Consider the following 16,397-nt stretch of genomic DNA (forward strand, 5'->3'; position numbering starts at 1 on the left):
TTCAATGCCTTCGTCATTCATTTTCTTGATATCTGAGATATCAATTGGATTTCCAAAGTTCATATCGACACGCTCGCGGCTAACCAAGCCTTTCAAGGTCATAGGACCTGTATAGGTAACAGGCATGATACGGACCTTGGCCATTTTGGCAATCAGAGCTACGCCCCCCTTGACATCGTTTGAGTGACGGCTCCCACTTGGAAACATGATGAGAGAGCGGTCACTTTTTTTGAGAACATTGATAGGGTATTTGATGGCTGAGGCGCTAGGATTTTCACGGTCGATAGGAAAGGCGCCACACATACGAATCCACCAGCCAAAGATACGGTTGGTAAAGAGCTCTTTTTTGGCCATAAAGATAAACTGTTTTGGTTTGGTCGCAAAGGCCATGTAAACAGGATCCCACCAGGTGCGGTGAGGCGCAACCAGAATATAATTTTCATCTTGATTAGGAATTTTATCAGTATTATGATAGTGGGCATTGCCATTGATGGACCATAGGAGCAATACAACTAATCCACGTAAATAAGTATAAAACATGCGATCTCCTTCGATTGTTTTCTTGTTATTATTATACCTTATCAAAGGAGGGCTGGCAAACTTTTCCCTTGACTAGGTGCATATTTGGGATGAGATTAGAATTCTTTTAGAAAAAATGATATGATAGAGTTTATGGATAAAAATAAGATTATGGGATTAACCCAAAGAGAAGTCAAGGAAAGACAGGCTAAGGGCTTGGTCAATGATTTTACCGCATCGGCTAGTACCAGCACTTGGCAAATCGTTAAACGAAATGTCTTTACCCTTTTTAATGCTTTGAACTTTGCCATTGCTTTGGCACTAGCCTTTGTGCAGGCTTGGAGCAATCTGGTCTTCTTTGCCGTTATCTGCTTTAACGCTTTTTCTGGTATTGTGACTGAGCTACGGGCCAAACACATGGTGGACAAGCTCAATCTCATGACTAAGGAAAAGGTTAAAACCATTCGTGATGGTCAGGAAGTTGCCCTCAATCCTGAAGAATTGGTGCTAGGAGACGTTATTCGTTTGTCTGCTGGGGAGCAGATTCCCAGTGATGCCTTGGTTCTGGAAGGATTTGCGGAAGTCAATGAAGCCATGTTGACGGGTGAGAGTGATTTGGTGCAAAAGGAAGTGGATGCCTTGCTTTTGTCTGGAAGTTTCCTAGCCAGTGGGTCAATTTTGGCTCAAGTTCACCATGTTGGGGCAGACAACTATGCTGCCAAGCTCATGCTGGAAGCCAAGACAGTTAAACCCATCAACTCACGTATCATGAAATCGTTGGACAGGTTAGCTGGTTTTACTGGGAAGATTATCATTCCTTTTGGTCTGGCTCTTTTGCTAGAAGCCTTGATGTTAAAAGGCTTGCCTCTCAAATCATCCGTTGTAAATTCGTCGACAGCCCTTTTGGGAATGTTGCCTAAGGGAATCGCCCTTCTGACCATTACTTCTCTCTTGACTGCAGTGATCAAACTGGGCTTGAAAAAGGTTTTGGTGCAGGGGATGTACTCTGTCGAGACCTTGGCGCGAGTGGATATGCTTTGTTTGGACAAGACAGGTACCATCACTCAAGGAAAGATGCAGGTAGAGGCTGTTCTTCCTTTGACTCAAGCTTATGATGATGAAGCTATTGCAAGTATCCTGACCAGTTATATGGCCCATAGTGAAGATAAAAATCCAACAGCTCAAGCTATTCGCCAGCGTTTCCAAGGTCAGGTAGCCTACCCTATGCTTTCGAATCTTCCTTTCTCAAGCGACCGCAAGTGGGGAGCCATGGAATTGGAAGGTCTGGGGACAGTTTTCCTAGGTGCGCCTGAGATGTTGTTGGACTCTGAAGTCCCAGAAGCCAGAGAGGCTTTGGAGAGAGGATCACGTGTCTTGGTTTTAGCCCTCAGTCATGAAAAACTAGACAACCACAAACCACAAAAACCTTCTGATATTCAGGCTCTGGCTTTGCTAGAAATCTTGGACCCGATACGAGAAGGAGCAGCTGAGACGCTAGATTATCTCCGTTCTCAGGAAGTGGGACTTAAAATTATCTCTGGTGATAATCCGGTCACTGTGTCCAGTATTGCCCAGAAGGCTGGCTTTGCAGACTATCACAGTTATGTAGATTGCTCAAAAATCACAGATGAGGAATTGATTGCCATGGCTGAAGAGACAGCTATTTTCGGACGTGTTTCCCCTCATCAAAAGAAACTCATCATCCAAACGCTGAAAAAAGCAGGGCATACAACGGCTATGACAGGGGATGGAGTTAATGATATCCTGGCTCTTCGTGAGGCGGATTGTTCTATCGTGATGGCTGAGGGAGACCCTGCGACTCGTCAGATTGCTAATCTGGTTCTCTTGAACTCTGACTTTAATGATGTTCCTGAGATTCTCTTTGAAGGTCGTCGGGTGGTCAATAACATCGCCCATATCGCCCCTATTTTCTTGATTAAGACTATTTATTCCTTCCTGTTAGCGGTCATCTGTATTGCCAGTGCTCTTCTAGGACGGTCTGAGTGGATTTTGATTTTCCCCTTCATTCCGATCCAGATTACCATGATCGACCAATTTGTGGAAGGTTTCCCACCATTCGTTTTGACGTTTGAGCGAAATATCAAGCCTGTCGAGCCAAACTTCCTCAGAAGGTCTATGCTTCGTGCCCTACCAAGTGCACTTATGGTTGTGTTCAGCGTTCTTTTTGTGAAACTATTTGGAAGTAGTCAAGGCTGGTCTGAGATAGAAATCTCAACCCTCCTCTATTATCTACTTGGGTCTATCGGTTTCTTATCCGTATTTAGAGCCTGCATGCCATTTACTCTCTGGCGTGTACTCTTAATTGTCTGGTCAGTAGGTGGCTTCTTAGCTACAGCTCTCTTCCCAAGAATTCAAAAACTGCTTGAAATTTCGACCTTAACAGGACAAACATTACCTGTTTATGGTGTCATGATGTTGGTCTTTACCGTGATTTTCATTCTAACCAGTCGTTATCAAGCTAGAAAATAAAGAAAGGCTGCAATCTGTGGATTGCGGTCTTTTTAGGTACAAGATTGCCAGCTGAAATGTGGTATAATAAGAGGTAATAGAGTTTGGAAAGTGAGAGAAGATGATTTCAAAGAGATTAGAATTAGTGGCTTCCTTTGTGCCACAGGGAGCCATTTTACTAGATGTGGGGAGTGACCATGCTTATCTGCCTATCGAGTTGGTCGAAAGAGGACAAATCAAAAGTGCCATTGCAGGTGAGGTTGTAGAAGGTCCCTACCAGTCCGCGGTTAAAAATGTTGAAAGTCACGGGTTAAAGGAGAAAATCCAAGTCCGTTTAGCAAATGGCTTGGCAGCCTTTGAAGAGGCAGATAAGGTATCGGTCATTACCATTGCTGGTATGGGTGGTCGTTTGATTGCCAGGATTTTAGAAGAAGGCTTGGACAAGTTAGCTAATGTAGAGCGTTTAATCCTCCAACCCAATAATCGTGAAGACGACTTGCGTATCTGGCTACAAGAGAACGAATTTCAGATTGTAGCTGAAAGTATCTTAGAAGAGGCTGGCAAGTTTTACGAGATTTTGGTGGTGGAAGCAGGACAAATGAAGCTATCAGCTAGTGATGTTCGCTTTGGTCCCTTCTTGTCCAAAGAGGTCAGTCCAGTCTTTGTCCAAAAATGGCAAAAAGAAGCTGTTAAGCTAGAGTTTGCCCTCGGACAAATCCCAGAAAAAAATCTGGAAGAACGTCAAGTTCTAGTAGATAAAATTCAAGCCATCAAGGAGGTTCTCCATGTTAGCAAGTGAAGTGATTAATGCGTATGAAGCCTTTTGCCCTCAGGAATTTTCCATGGAGGGAGACAGTCGTGGTCTGCAAATTGGTACTTTAGACAAGGATATCCAAAGGGTCATGGTGGCTCTCGATATTCGTGAAGAAACGGTGGTTGAAGCCATTGAAAAGGGTGTAGACTTGATTATTGTCAAGCATGCGCCGATTTTCCGTCCCATCAAGGATTTGGTAGCTAGCCGTCCACAAAATCAGATTTACATTGATTTGATAAAGCATGACATCGCAGTTTATGTCAGCCATACCAATATTGACATCGTTGAAAATGGCCTCAATGATTGGTTCTGTCAGATGCTAGGTATCGAGGAAACGACTTATCTGCAGGAGACAGGTCCTGAACGTGGAATTGGACGTATTGGGAATGTTCAGCCTCAGACATTTGGGAAATTGGCCCAGAATGTCAAGCAAGTCTTTGGTCTAGATAGTCTTCGAATGGTGCATTATCAAGAGAGCGATTTGCAGAAGCCTATTTCAAGAGTGGCCATCTGTGGTGGAAGTGGGCAGTCTTTCTATAAGGATGCTTTGGCAAAGGGGGCAGATGTCTATATCACTGGTGATATTTACTACCACACTGCCCAGGATATGTTGTCTGATGGGTTACTGGCATTGGACCCAGGTCACTATATTGAAGTGCTTTTTGTGGAAAAAATTTCTGCACTCCTTACTCAATGGAAGGCTGAAAATGGCTGGACAATTGATATTGTACCTAGTCAAGCATCGACCAATCCTTTCCACCATATCTAGTTAGAAAGTGAAAACAATGAAAAAAGTTGCCATTATTGGAGCAGGAATTGTGGGAGCAACAGCTGCCTACTACCTCTCTAAAGAAAGTGACCTAGAAGTAACCGTCTTTGACCATGGACAAGGTCAGGCTACCAAGGCCGCAGCGGGAATTATCAGTCCTTGGTTTTCCAAACGTCGCAATAAAGCCTGGTACAAAATGGCGCGCTTGGGGGCTGACTTTTATGTGGATTTGTTGGCTGATTTAGTGAAGTCAGGGAAAGAAATTGACTTTTACCAGCGTTCGGGAGTCTTTCTCCTGAAAAAGGATAAAACTAAGTTGGAAGAACTCTATCAACTAGCCCTCCAGCGTAGAGAAGAATCTCCTTTGATAGGCCGGTTAGCCATTCTGGACCAAGCATCAGCTAACGAATTATTCCCAGGCTTGCAGGGATTTGACCACCTGCTCTACGCTTCTGGTGGAGCGAGAGTAGATGGCCAACTTTTAGTGACTCGTTTGCTAGAAGCCAGTCAGGTCAAGCTGGTCAAAGAAAAAGTAACTTTGACACCTTTAGCATCAGGTTACCAGATTGACGAAGAGGTGTTTGATCAGGTTGTTTTGGCAACAGGAGCTTGGTTGGAGGATATGTTAGAACCCTTGGGTTATGCTGTGGATGTCCGTCCTCAAAAGGGACAACTAAGAGATTATCAGCTTGGTCAAGACATAGAATCTTATCCTGTTGTTATGCCAGAAGGGGAGTGGGATTTGATTCCTTTTGCAGGTGGGAAATTATCCTTAGGTGCTACTCATGAAAATGACATGGGATTTGATTTGACGGTAGATGAAACCTTGCTCCAACAAATGGAGGAGGCAGCCTTGCCTCACTATCCAGTTTTAGCTAGAGCGACTTCAAGAGCTGAGCGTGTGGGAATCCGTGCTTATACCAGTGATTTCTCTCCTTTTTTTGGGCAGGTGCCAGAATTGGCAGGTGTCTATGCTGCTAGTGGACTAGGTTCATCAGGCCTCACAACTGGTCCTATCATTGGTTATCATCTAGCTCAACTGATCCAAGGCAAGGAGTTGACTTTGGACCCTCTAAACTACCCAATTGAAAACTATGTCAAACGGGTAAAAAGCGAATAAGCATTTTACTGGAATTTTAGTCTCCCCTCTAGGATGGCAAATGACATTCCCTATCAAAAATGGTAAAATAAGAAAAAATAATCCGAGAATCGAGGAAAGAAGATGCAAGAAAAGATTTTGGTAACGGGTGGAGCAGGTTTTATCGGAACCCACACTGTTATTGAGTTAATCCAAGCAGGTCATCAAGTTGTTGTGGTAGATAACCTTGTGAATAGTAACAGAAAAAGTTTAGAAGTTGTTGAGAGAATCACAGGAGTTGAAGTGCCTTTCTATGAGGTAGATATCCGTGATACAGATACTCTTCGTGACATTTTTAAACAGGAAGAACCGACTGGTGTTATTCACTTTGCTGGTTTGAAGGCTGTCGGTGAATCTACCCGTATCCCTCTTGCCTACTATGACAACAATATCGCTGGAACTGTTAGTCTTTTGAAGGTCATGGAAGAAAACAACTGTAAGAACATCATTTTCAGTTCTTCTGCGACAGTTTATGGAGATCCTCATACAGTGCCAATCTTGGAAGATTTCCCACTTTCAGTGACCAATCCATATGGCCGCACTAAGCTTATGCTTGAGGAAATTTTGACGGATATTTACAAAGCAGACTCAGAATGGAATGTGGTCTTGCTTCGTTATTTCAACCCAATTGGAGCCCATGAGAGTGGTGATTTAGGAGAAAATCCAAACGGTATTCCAAACAACCTCTTGCCATATGTGACTCAAGTAGCCGTTGGAAAATTAGAGCAAGTGCAAGTGTTTGGAGATGATTACGATACGGAAGACGGAACTGGTGTTCGTGACTATATCCACGTTGTCGATTTGGCTAAAGGTCACGTTGCAGCTCTGAAAAAAATCCAAAAAGGTTCAGGCCTAAACGTTTATAACCTTGGAACAGGTAAAGGCTACTCAGTTCTTGAAATTATCCAAAACATGGAAAAAGCGGTGGGACGTCCAATTCCTTACCGTATCGTAGACCGTCGCCCAGGGGATATCGCAGCCTGCTATTCAGATCCTGCAAAAGCCAAAGCAGAACTCGGCTGGGAAGCAGAATTAGGCATCACCCAAATGTGTGAAGACGCATGGCGTTGGCAAAGCAAGCATCCAAATGGATTTGAAGACTAAGATGGTGATGTCAATCATTGTCCCCTGTTTAAACGAAGAGGAAGTACTTCCTCTTTTTTATCAGGCTTTGAAAGCTTTACTTCCAGATTTGGAGACAGAAATCGAGTATGTCTTTGTCGACGATGGATCAAGTGATGGGACCTTGGAACTCTTAAAGTCCTATCGGGAGCAAAATCCGGCAGTTCATTATATTTCTTTCTCTCGAAATTTTGGCAAAGAAGCAGCTCTCTATGCAGGCTTACAATATGCGACAGGAGATTTAGTGGTGGTGATGGATGCAGACCTCCAGGATCCTCCGAGTATGTTGCTTGAGATGAAAAATTTACTAGACCAGAATGCAGACTTGGACTGTGTTGGAACACGCAGAACCAGTCGAGGGGGAGAACCCTTCTTTCGCAGTTTCTGTGCTAATCTCTTTTATCGTCTTATGCAAAAAATTAGTCCAGTAGCCTTGCCGTCAGGTGTCCGTGATTTTCGCATGATGAGAAGATCTGTAGTGGATGCCATTTTAAGCTTGACTGAGTCCAATCGCTTTTCGAAGGGACTCTTTGCCTGGGTCGGCTTTAAAACCCACTATCTGGACTATCCAAATGTCGAAAGGCAGGCTGGCAAGACCAGTTGGAGTTTTAGGCAACTCTTTTTCTACTCTATTGAAGGGATTGTTAACTTTTCAGATTTTCCCTTGATTATCGCCTTTGTGGCAGGTCTCTTATCTTGTTTTATTTCTCTACTTATGACCTTTTTTGTTGTAGTTCGAACCCTTATTTTGGGCAATCCGACATCGGGTTGGACCTCTCTGATGGCTGTTATTCTCTTTCTCGGAGGGATTCAACTCTTGACCATTGGGATTCTCGGCAAGTATATCAGTAAGATTTATCTAGAGACTAAAAAAAGACCACTTTATCTCGTCAAAGAAAAAAGTGACCTTCCTGATTTTACAGAAAAAAATAAAGAGAAAAGACTATAATTTTGCATGGAAATATGCTAAACTAGAAGGAGTGGAACGTTCTTGTCGATATCAGGGTTAATCTTTAATCAAGGCACGTGTTGGACAGTTTCTAACAGCTTCTACGACGTCCTGACTAGGAGAGATTTCTTTTTCTAGTTGGTCAGGGTCATCGTAAAAACGCACGATTCCATTATCGTGGTAATCAAATAATTCAGAATAAGTTTGGCAAAGCCCGCAGGCAATGCAGCGTTCAGGTATAAGTGTGATTTTCATATTTATATTGTAATAAGAAAAGTAAAAAAAAACAAGGAGTAAGGTATGGCAAAAGAACCGTGGCAAGAAGATATTTATGAGAATCAAGAAGAAACAAGATCAGAACGTCGTAAGAGAGAACAAGGTGGAGGAGTGCTGGCTAATCGTATCTTGACTATTTTAGCAAGTATTTTCTTTGTGATTGTAGTTGTGATGATTATTGTTCTTATCTATCTTTCATCGGGTGGGAGTAATCGCACAGCAGCCTTGAAAGATTTTCACGATTCAGATACAAAAGTAGAGCAAGTTTCTTCTACTTCTAGTAGTAGTTCAGAGCAGGCATCTTCTAGTTCAGAGGAGAAGGTAGAAGAGTCATCTAGTAGCTCAGAACATCCAAATGATCCAGAAGGAACTACAAAAGTTATGGCTGGAGAAGGAGAAGCCGCCATTGCCGCTCGTGCAGGAATCTCGATTGCTCAGTTAGAAGCTTTGAATCCTGGCCATATGGCTACAGGATCTTGGTTTGCTAATCCTGGAGATGTGATTAAGACTAGATAGGAGTCATAAATGAAGACGATTCAAATTGCTATCGATGGTCCAGCTTCAAGTGGCAAGAGTACGGTCGCAAAGATTATTGCCAAGGATTTTGGATTCACCTACCTAGATACAGGTGCTATGTATCGTGCAGCGACCTACATGGCTCTCAAGAACCAATTAGAAGTTGAACAAGTTGAAGAACTCTTAGACTTATTGGACCAGCATCCAATCAGTTTCGGGCGCTCAGAAACTGGAGAACAGCTTGTCTTTGTAGGAGATGTGGATATCACCCATCCTATCCGTGAAAATGAAGTGACCAATCATGTTTCTGCCATCGCAGCAATTCCTGAAGTGCGAGAGAAACTAGTTTCTCTCCAACAAGAGATTGCCCAGCAAGGCGGTATTGTCATGGATGGTCGCGATATTGGGACTGTTGTATTGCCACAAGCAGAATTAAAAATTTTCCTAGTAGCTTCAGTCGATGAGAGAGCAGAGCGCCGTTACAAGGAAAATATTGCCAAGGGAATTGAAACAGACCTTGAAACCCTAAAAGAGGAAATTGCTGCGCGTGACTACAAGGATAGTCATCGTGAGACTTCACCTCTCAAACAAGCAGAGGATGCTGTCTACCTTGATACAACTGGTTTGAACATTCAAGAAGTAGTTGAAAAAATCAAAGCAGAAGCTGAAAAAAGAATGTAAATGTAGAGAAGCCGATAGATTGATATCGGTTTTTTTCTAAATTTGTCAAAATGCTGATTTTAAGGTATAATAGTTGCTGTTCGAGAAATTTTGATTTTCAAAGAATAGTGAATGATGATAAGGAGAAACCATGAACAACCTACCAAATTGCCCAAAATGTAACTCAGAGTATGTCTACGAAGACGGTGCCCTACTGGTTTGCCCAGAGTGTGCTCATGAGTGGAATCCTGCTGAAGTTGCAGATGTAGAAGAGGGCCTTGTTGCTATCGATGCCAACGGGAATAAATTGGCTGACGGTGATACTGTAACCCTCATCAAGGACTTGAAAGTAAAAGGTGCGCCAAAAGATTTGAAACAAGGGACGCGCGTGAAAAATATCCGCATCGTAGAGGGCGACCACAATATCGACTGTAAAATTGATGGCTTTGGTGCCATGAAACTCAAATCAGAGTTTGTGAAGAAAATTTAAGCATGTCAAAACACTATAAACTTGTATTTTATAGCCGTATCTTCTTGTTTCTAGCGGCTTTTACGGGAGTTTATCTTGAAATCGCCAAGCATGGTGGATTTGGGATGTTGCTCTATTATACGGTTCTGTCCAACCTTTTAGTCGCGATTTTTACGCTCTATCTCCTAAAGGTTATGAGCCGTTTAGGTGAAAACTGGCAAAGACCAAGTCTCTTGCGCTTAAAAGGTGGGGTCACCATGAGTATCATGATTACCTGTGTGATTTACCATTTCCTCTTGGCACCCATTGCGACTAATTTCTATACTCTAGAAAATTTCCTTTGCCACTATATCGTTCCCCTCTGGTTTTTAGCAGATACCCTCTTTTTTGACAAACAGGGTCAATACAAGATTTGGGATCCAATTGTGTGGACGATTTTACCCTTGCTGTATATGATTTTTGCTCTTTTTAATGGCTTGGTACTGAAACTTGATGTTCCTAATTCTAAGGTCAGTCCCTTCCCTTACTTCTTTTTGAATGTAAACAAGGGTTGGGATGTCGTGTTTAAGTGGTGTCTGATTATCTTTGTTGCCTATATGGTGGCAGGATTTATCTTCTACTTTATTAAGCAAATCAAGAGAAAGTCATCCTAATACTCTTCGAGAATCTCTTCAAATCACGTCAGTTTCGCCTTGCCGTATATATAGTTACTGACTTCGTCAGTTTCATCTACAACCTCAAAACCATGTTTTGAGCTGACTTCGTCAGTTCTATCTACAACCTCAAAGCAGTGCTTTGAGCAACCTGCGGCTAGCTTCCTAGTTTGCTCTTTGATTTTCATTGAGTATAAGACACAAGGGATTCATTTTCGAGTTTAAGAAGGAGTCTATACACTAAAGAGGCTTCTTCTTTTCTTGCTTGTTTGATAACTATCAAAAGAGACAGAATATTAAGAGAAAATATAGAAAGAGATTTCATGAAACAATTTTTAGAACGGGCCAGTATTTTGGCTCTCTCCCTCGTTTTGATTACGTCCTTTTCCATCTCGAGTGCCCTGCCAGCCATGTTTGACTATTATCAAGGTTATCCTAAGGAACAAATTGAGCTCTTGGCGAGCTTGCCATCTTTTGGGATCATGATTATGTTACTACTAAATGGTTTCTTAGAAAAAATATTTCCTGAGCGCTTACAGATTAGTTTAGGCTTGTTAGTTTTATCACTAAGTGGAACAGCTCCCTTTTGGTATCAAGCCTATCCTTTTGTCTTTGGAACACGGATTCTTTTTGGTTTAGGTGTTGGAATGATTAATGCCAAGGCCATTTCCATTATCAGTGAACGCTATCAAGGAAAAACGAGAATTCAGATGTTAGGGCTACGCGGTTCTGCAGAGGTCGTTGGGGCTTCTCTCATTACCTTGGCAGTCGGCCAATTGTTGGCCTTTGGTTGGACAGCTACTTTCTTAGCTTATAGTGCTGGATTTTTAGTTCTGATCCTTTATCTGCTCTTTGTACCTTATGGAAAAGAAAAGAAAGAAGTCAAGAAAAAAACGAAGGAAGCAAGTCGCTTAACTCGGGAAATGAAGGGCTTGATTTTTATCTTAGCTATTGAAGCGGCGGTTGTAGTTTGTACCAATACAGCTATTACCATCCGTATTCCAAGTCTGATGGTGGAAAGAGGACTGGGAGATGCCCAGTTATCTAGTTTTGTTCTTAGTGTCATGCAGTTAATCGGGATTGTGGCTGGTGTGAGTTTTTCTTTCCTGATTTCAATATTTAAAGAGAAACTGCTCCTCTGGTCTGGTATTACCTTCGGCTTGGGGCAAATTGTGATTGCCTTGTCTCCATCCTTGTGGGTGGTAGTGGCAGGAAGTATTCTGGCTGGCTTTTCCTACAGTGTAGCCTTGACGACAGTCTTTCAACTTGTCTCTGAAAGAATTCCAGCTAAACTCCTCAATCAAGCAACTTCATTTGCAGTTTTAGGCTGTAGTTTCGGAGCCTTTACGACTCCATTCGTTCTAGGTGCAATTGGCTTATTAACTCACAATGGGATGTTGGTCTTTGCTATCTTAGGATCTTGGTTAATTGTAACCTCTATCTTTGTCATGTACCTACTTCAAAAGAGAGCTTAGGATTGGTTTCCTAAGTTTTTCTTTTTTGGATTTTTGTACCCAGACACTATTTGATTTAGGGCCTTGTTTACAGACTAATTTCTTGATAAAATAGAAGTTATGACAAGATATAAAGCAACTATTTCCTATGATGGTTACGTCTTTGCTGGTTTTCAGCGCCAGCCTCATGCGCGTAGCGTTCAGGAAGAAATTGAAAAAACCTTGACCAGGTTAAATAAAGGGCAAGCCATTACTGTTCACGGTGCTGGTAGGACAGATAGTGGGGTTCATGCTCTGGGACAGGTTATTCATTTTGATCTACCTTATCAGATGGATGAGGAGAAGCTCCGTTTTGCTTTGGACACCCAGTCTCCTGAAGATATTGATGTGATTTCGATTGAGCTTGTGGCGGATGATTTTCATTGCCGTTATGCCAAGCATAGCAAGACCTATGAGTTTATCGTGGATAGAGGACGTCCCAAAAATCCTATGCGCCGTCACTATGCCACCCACTTTCCTTATCCGCTTGATGTGGAACGGATGCGGGAGGCTATCAAAAAATTAGAGGGAACCCATGATTTTACCGGTTTTACAGCCTCTGGGACTAGTGTAGAGGACAAGGTTCGTACTATTACAGAAGCTAGTCTTAGGGTTGATGAGACAGGCCAGTTTTTGACTTTTACCTTTTCAGGAAATGGTTTCTTGTATAAGCAGATTCGTAATATGGTGGGGACACTGCTCAAAATCGGCAATAACCGCATGCCAGTAGAGCAGATTGACCTCATCTTGGAGAAAAAGGACAGGCAGCTTGCAGGTCCCACTGCAGCACCAAATGGTTTATATTTAAAGGAGATTCGTTATGAAGAATAATCGTATTTTAGCACTTTCTGGAAATGATATTTTTAGTGGTGGTGGTTTGTCCGCGGATTTGGCTACCTATACCTTGAACGGCTTGCATGGCTTTGTAGCAGTGACCTGTTTGACAGCCTTGACGGAAAAGGGCTTTGAAGTCTTTCCAACTGACGATACCATTTTTCAACATGAATTAGATAGCTTGCGTGATGTGGAGTTTGGGGGAATTAAGATTGGTCTTCTCCCTACTGTCAGTGTGGCTGAGAAGGCATTGGACTTTATCAAGCAACGCCCAGGAGTGCCTGTGGTTCTGGATCCTGTCTTGGTCTGCAAGGAAGCGCACGACGTAGCAGTTAGTGAACTCTGCCAAGAGTTGATTCGCTTTTTCCCTCATGTCAGTGTGATTACGCCTAATCTTCCTGAAGCAGAATTATTGGCAGGTCAGGAAATTAAAACCTTGGAAGACATGAAAACAGCAGCTCAGAAATTGCATGACTTAGGCGCGCCAGCAGTCATTATCAAGGGAGGCAATCGCCTTAGTCAGGACAAGGCTATGGATGTCTTTTATGACGGACAAACCTTTACAGTCCTAGAAAATCCCGTCATTCAAGGGCAAAATGCTGGTGCAGGTTGTACCTTTGCCTCTAGCATTGCCAGTCACCTAGTCAAAGGTGATGAACTTTTACTAGCAGTAGAAAGCTCTAAGGCTTTCGTTTATCGTTCTATTGCACAAGCAGATCAGTATGGAGTAAGACAATATGAAGCAAACCAAAACAACTAAAATCGCCCTTGTATCCCTATTAACCGCCCTCTCTGTGGTTCTAGGTTATTTCTTAAAAATTCCAACACCGACAGGCATTCTAACTCTTTTAGATGCGGGTGTCTTCTTTACGGCCTTCTACTTTGGTAGTCGTGAAGGGGCTGTAGTAGGAGGACTAGCAGGTTTCTTGATTGACCTCTTATCAGGCTATCCTCAGTGGATGTTCTTTAGCTTGGTTAACCATGGCTTGCAGGGATTTTTCGCAGGATTTAAAGGAAAAACTCAGTGGTTAGGCCTTGTCTTAGCAACGATTGCCATGGTAGGGGGTTACGCCTTGGGTTCTACTTTGATGAATGGCTGGGCTGCAGCTCTACCAGAAATTTTACCAAATTTCATGCAAAATATGGTAGGGATGATTGTAGGATTTATCCTTAGTCAAAGTATCAAGAAGATTAAGTAATGAGGCTGAGTCAAAAGTCTTTCAAATAAGAAAAACGCATAGTATCAGGTGTTGAAAAACCTTGATACTATGCGTTTTATTGTGGGAAGATTTTCGAAGAATTTTAATCAAAATAAAGCAAGTCTTTGCTGGTGTTTGTAAAGAGGTCAAAGCCATCTTTGGTAACAACACCACAGTCTTCGATACGGACACCGACTTTACCAGGGATATAGATACCTGGTTCAACAGAGAAGCACATGCCTTCTTCGATGACCATGTCGTTTCCTTCCATGATAGATGGGAATTCATGGACATCCATACCGATACCGTGACCGAGACGGTGGTTGAAGTACTCGCCGTAACCAGCTTTTTCGATGACCTCACGAGCAGCGCGATCCACTTCATGGGCAGTCACTCCTGGCTTGATAAAGTCAAGAGCAGCTTGTTGGGCTTCAAGAGTCAAGTTATAAATGTCTTTCTTGAATTGGTCAGGTTTGCCGACTGCGACTGTACGAGTCATATCTGACGCATAGCCGTTGACTAGAACACCAAGGTCAAAGAGGAGAAGAGCATCATTTTCAACCTTGTTGGCTGCTGGAATACCGTGTGGATTTGCAGCATTATCACCAGTCAAGACCATGGTATCAAAGCTCATTTCATAACCTTCACGCTTCATAGCAAAGTCAATTTGGGCGATGATATCTGTCTCTGTCTTATCAAGAGAAATATTATCAAAGCCAACCTTAACAGCCTTGTCCGCATAGAGACCTGCAACCATCATTTTTTGCACTTCGTCAGCAGATTTGATGAGGCGCATGCGTTGGATACGAGGTGTGAGGTTGTTAAACTCAGCAGTTTCAAAAACTGTTTTCAAGCCATGATATTTGGTCAAGATGAGATTGTCAAACTCAACAGCGACACGTTTGAAGTCAAGTTGTGGAAGAGCATGTTTCATTTTTTGCCATGGATTTTCAGAGTCCACATAGCCCACAACTGGGAAGGAAACAGTGCTGCTCGCACGCTCCACTTCAAGGGCTGGGACAAAAAGGAGGGGTTCCTGATCCGCTAGGACAAAAAGGAACATTTGGCGTTCATGGGGATCACTGTAAAAGCCAGTGAGGTAATTGATTGTGACGGGGTCAGATACGACAGCGACGTCTAGTTTTTCTGATTCAAGATATGTTACGATTTGTTGTAATTTAGACATATGCTACCTTCTTTCTACCCCTCTATTTTGGCAAAAAATGAGAGAAAATGCAAGGGAGAAGGGTAAAAGAACAGACAAAAAGAACTCCGACAAGATAACGGAGTTCTTTGATATCATTTTCCTTTGTTTAAGAAAAGTCAGCCTTGCTTTTGACATCACTGTATTCTTCAGCGATTTCTTGGCTGAGAATGTCCTCATAAGCAGGGAGTTGAATGTCCTGACCATATTTCTTCTTGAGGGCAGTAGTGACTAGGCGATAAGCTAGATTGGCATTACGAGAGAGGATAGGCCCGTGGAAGTAGGAACCAAAGACATTCTTATAATGAACACCTTCGCCGACTTTTTCTTCGTTATTTCCATTTCCATAGACAACCTGTCCCAGCGGTTTTTGATCATCTGAGAGGAAGGTACGGCCCTGATGATTTTCAAAACCATAGTAGGTTTCATCGAAATCTTCATTGTGAATCTTGATGTCCCCGATAAAACGGTTATTGGTCTGGTTGAGCGTGTAGTGGCCCATGACCCCTAGTCCTTCGATGCGTCTCCCTGAAGCTTCAACATAATATTGGCCCAATAGTTGGAAACCACCGCAGATAGCCAGAACCACACCGTCGTTTTGGATGTAGTTGTCAATGCTCTCTTTTTTAGCAGGTAGGTCGTCTGCAATAATACTTTGTTCAAAGTCTTGACCGCCACCGAAAAAGGCAATGTCGTAGTGATTTTCATCAAAATCATCATGAAGTGAAACGATGTCAACCGTCACATGGGCTCCCAGTTTTTCAGCCACATACTTGAGCATGAGGATGTTTCCATTGTCCCCATAGGTATTCATGAGATTTCCGTAGAGGTGGGCAATGTTGAGCTGATAGGGGTAATTGCCAGCTTTTGAGGAAAGTGAAGTATAAACCATTAGTTCATCTCCTTTCTAACAATCTGACGACTAGCCAGCAGTTCGCGGAATTCAAGCATAGCAGTATAGGTAGCTAGAATATAAGCATGCTTGCAGTCTTGGTTCTCAATGGTCTTAAGAACTTGCTCCAGACTACTTGTTTCAGTAATTTTATCAGCTGGATAGCCAGTTACTCGTAGACGACGTGCGATTTCAGAATGGCGAACACCGCCAGCGTTGATTTCGGGAATGTCCATGTCAGTGATTTGTTCAAAATCAGCATCCCAGATCCAGCTGGTGTCAATTCCATCTGCATAGTTGGCATTTAGGAGGACAGATAGGCTAAATGGATAAGGAGCTAGTTTAATCATCTCGATAGCTTGGGTCGCACCGACTGGATTTTTAATCAAGACGAGGGTGCATTCCTTGTCACCGATATGGA

Annotated in this window: 19 protein-coding genes; 14 read left to right on the forward strand and 5 right to left on the reverse strand. The window is 42.7% G+C overall.

What is annotated here, in order from left to right; all coding sequences use genetic code 11:
• A partial coding sequence (locus QZ359_RS01385; RefSeq protein ID WP_293955887.1) for a 1-acyl-sn-glycerol-3-phosphate acyltransferase occupies positions 1 to 540 on the reverse strand: 540 nt, incomplete at its 3' end.
• A 132-nt stretch (positions 541 to 672) separates the two neighbouring features.
• Here QZ359_RS01385 and QZ359_RS01390 point away from each other — a divergent pair.
• The 6 genes from QZ359_RS01390 to QZ359_RS01415 all read left to right on the forward strand — a co-directional run bounded on the left by QZ359_RS01390 (position 673) and on the right by QZ359_RS01415 (position 7,780).
• Complete coding sequence (locus QZ359_RS01390) at positions 673 to 3,009, forward strand: cation-translocating P-type ATPase (RefSeq protein ID WP_293955889.1); 2,337 nt, start codon at positions 673 to 675, stop codon at positions 3,007 to 3,009.
• A 100-nt stretch (positions 3,010 to 3,109) separates the two neighbouring features.
• Complete coding sequence (locus QZ359_RS01395; RefSeq protein ID WP_064275968.1) at positions 3,110 to 3,787, forward strand: tRNA (adenine(22)-N(1))-methyltransferase TrmK; 678 nt, start codon at positions 3,110 to 3,112, stop codon at positions 3,785 to 3,787.
• Positions 3,774 to 4,571, forward strand: a complete 798-nt coding sequence (locus QZ359_RS01400) for a Nif3-like dinuclear metal center hexameric protein (protein WP_049551333.1) — start codon at positions 3,774 to 3,776, stop codon at positions 4,569 to 4,571. Before QZ359_RS01395 ends, QZ359_RS01400 begins: the two co-directional genes overlap by 14 nt.
• 16 nt (positions 4,572 to 4,587) lie before the next feature.
• Entirely contained in the window at positions 4,588 to 5,691 is a 1,104-nt protein-coding gene (locus QZ359_RS01405) for an FAD-binding oxidoreductase (RefSeq protein WP_293955894.1), read from the forward strand.
• Positions 5,692 to 5,793: 102 nt separating this feature from the next.
• Complete coding sequence (gene galE / locus QZ359_RS01410) at positions 5,794 to 6,813, forward strand: UDP-glucose 4-epimerase GalE (protein ID WP_049544760.1); 1,020 nt, start codon at positions 5,794 to 5,796, stop codon at positions 6,811 to 6,813.
• Between the two features lies 1 nt (position 6,814).
• Entirely contained in the window at positions 6,815 to 7,780 is a 966-nt protein-coding gene (locus QZ359_RS01415) for a glycosyltransferase family 2 protein (RefSeq protein WP_293955898.1), read from the forward strand.
• Between the two features lie 57 nt (positions 7,781 to 7,837).
• Here QZ359_RS01415 and QZ359_RS01420 read toward each other — a convergent pair whose 3' ends face one another.
• On the reverse strand, positions 7,838 to 8,035 hold the full coding sequence (locus QZ359_RS01420; RefSeq protein WP_004235080.1) for a ferredoxin: 198 nt from the start codon (positions 8,033 to 8,035) through the stop codon (positions 7,838 to 7,840).
• 45 nt (positions 8,036 to 8,080) lie between these two features.
• Between QZ359_RS01420 and QZ359_RS01425 the strand changes: the two genes are divergently transcribed.
• The 8 genes from QZ359_RS01425 (at position 8,081) to QZ359_RS01460 (ending at position 13,880) form a co-directional block, all read left to right on the forward strand.
• A complete protein-coding gene (locus QZ359_RS01425; RefSeq protein WP_023946238.1) occupies positions 8,081 to 8,572 on the forward strand; it encodes an SAG1386/EF1546 family surface-associated protein in 492 nt (163 codons plus the stop codon).
• Positions 8,573 to 8,581: 9 nt separating this feature from the next.
• Positions 8,582 to 9,253, forward strand: coding sequence for a (d)CMP kinase (gene cmk / locus QZ359_RS01430; protein ID WP_153198729.1), 672 nt, complete (start codon positions 8,582 to 8,584; stop codon positions 9,251 to 9,253).
• A gap of 130 nt (positions 9,254 to 9,383) precedes the next feature.
• A complete protein-coding gene (locus QZ359_RS01435; RefSeq protein ID WP_001061584.1) occupies positions 9,384 to 9,722 on the forward strand; it encodes a zinc ribbon domain-containing protein YjdM in 339 nt (112 codons plus the stop codon).
• A 2-nt stretch (positions 9,723 to 9,724) separates the two neighbouring features.
• Entirely contained in the window at positions 9,725 to 10,354 is a 630-nt protein-coding gene (locus QZ359_RS01440) for a Pr6Pr family membrane protein (protein WP_000033942.1), read from the forward strand.
• 323 nt (positions 10,355 to 10,677) lie between these two features.
• A complete protein-coding gene (locus tag QZ359_RS01445; RefSeq protein WP_293955909.1) occupies positions 10,678 to 11,829 on the forward strand; it encodes an MFS transporter in 1,152 nt (383 codons plus the stop codon).
• 99 nt (positions 11,830 to 11,928) lie between these two features.
• Positions 11,929 to 12,678, forward strand: a complete 750-nt coding sequence (truA, locus tag QZ359_RS01450) for a tRNA pseudouridine(38-40) synthase TruA (RefSeq protein WP_049499584.1) — start codon at positions 11,929 to 11,931, stop codon at positions 12,676 to 12,678.
• Positions 12,668 to 13,441: a bifunctional hydroxymethylpyrimidine kinase/phosphomethylpyrimidine kinase gene (locus tag QZ359_RS01455; RefSeq protein ID WP_141230736.1), complete on the forward strand. Its 774-nt coding sequence runs from the start codon at positions 12,668 to 12,670 to the stop codon at positions 13,439 to 13,441. The genes truA and QZ359_RS01455 overlap by 11 nt, the downstream gene beginning before the upstream one ends.
• Positions 13,419 to 13,880, forward strand: a complete 462-nt coding sequence (locus QZ359_RS01460; RefSeq protein ID WP_084888661.1) for an ECF transporter S component — start codon at positions 13,419 to 13,421, stop codon at positions 13,878 to 13,880. The genes QZ359_RS01455 and QZ359_RS01460 overlap by 23 nt, the downstream gene beginning before the upstream one ends.
• Positions 13,881 to 13,983: 103 nt before the next feature.
• Here QZ359_RS01460 and QZ359_RS01465 read toward each other — a convergent pair whose 3' ends face one another.
• The 3 genes from QZ359_RS01465 to QZ359_RS01475 form a co-directional block, all read right to left on the reverse strand.
• Entirely contained in the window at positions 13,984 to 15,066 is a 1,083-nt protein-coding gene (locus QZ359_RS01465; RefSeq protein ID WP_000040929.1) for a Xaa-Pro peptidase family protein, read from the reverse strand.
• Between the two features lie 127 nt (positions 15,067 to 15,193).
• Positions 15,194 to 15,976, reverse strand: a complete 783-nt coding sequence (gene gatD, locus QZ359_RS01470) for a lipid II isoglutaminyl synthase subunit GatD (RefSeq protein ID WP_033684891.1) — start codon at positions 15,974 to 15,976, stop codon at positions 15,194 to 15,196.
• Positions 15,976 to 16,397 (reverse strand): DUF1727 domain-containing protein (locus QZ359_RS01475; RefSeq protein WP_293955923.1); only part of this gene is annotated, 422 nt, incomplete at its 5' end. The genes gatD and QZ359_RS01475, both read right to left, overlap by 1 nt.

It is taken from the genome of Streptococcus sp., from assembly GCF_019414905.1.
In the GTDB taxonomy this organism is placed as follows: domain Bacteria; phylum Bacillota; class Bacilli; order Lactobacillales; family Streptococcaceae; genus Streptococcus.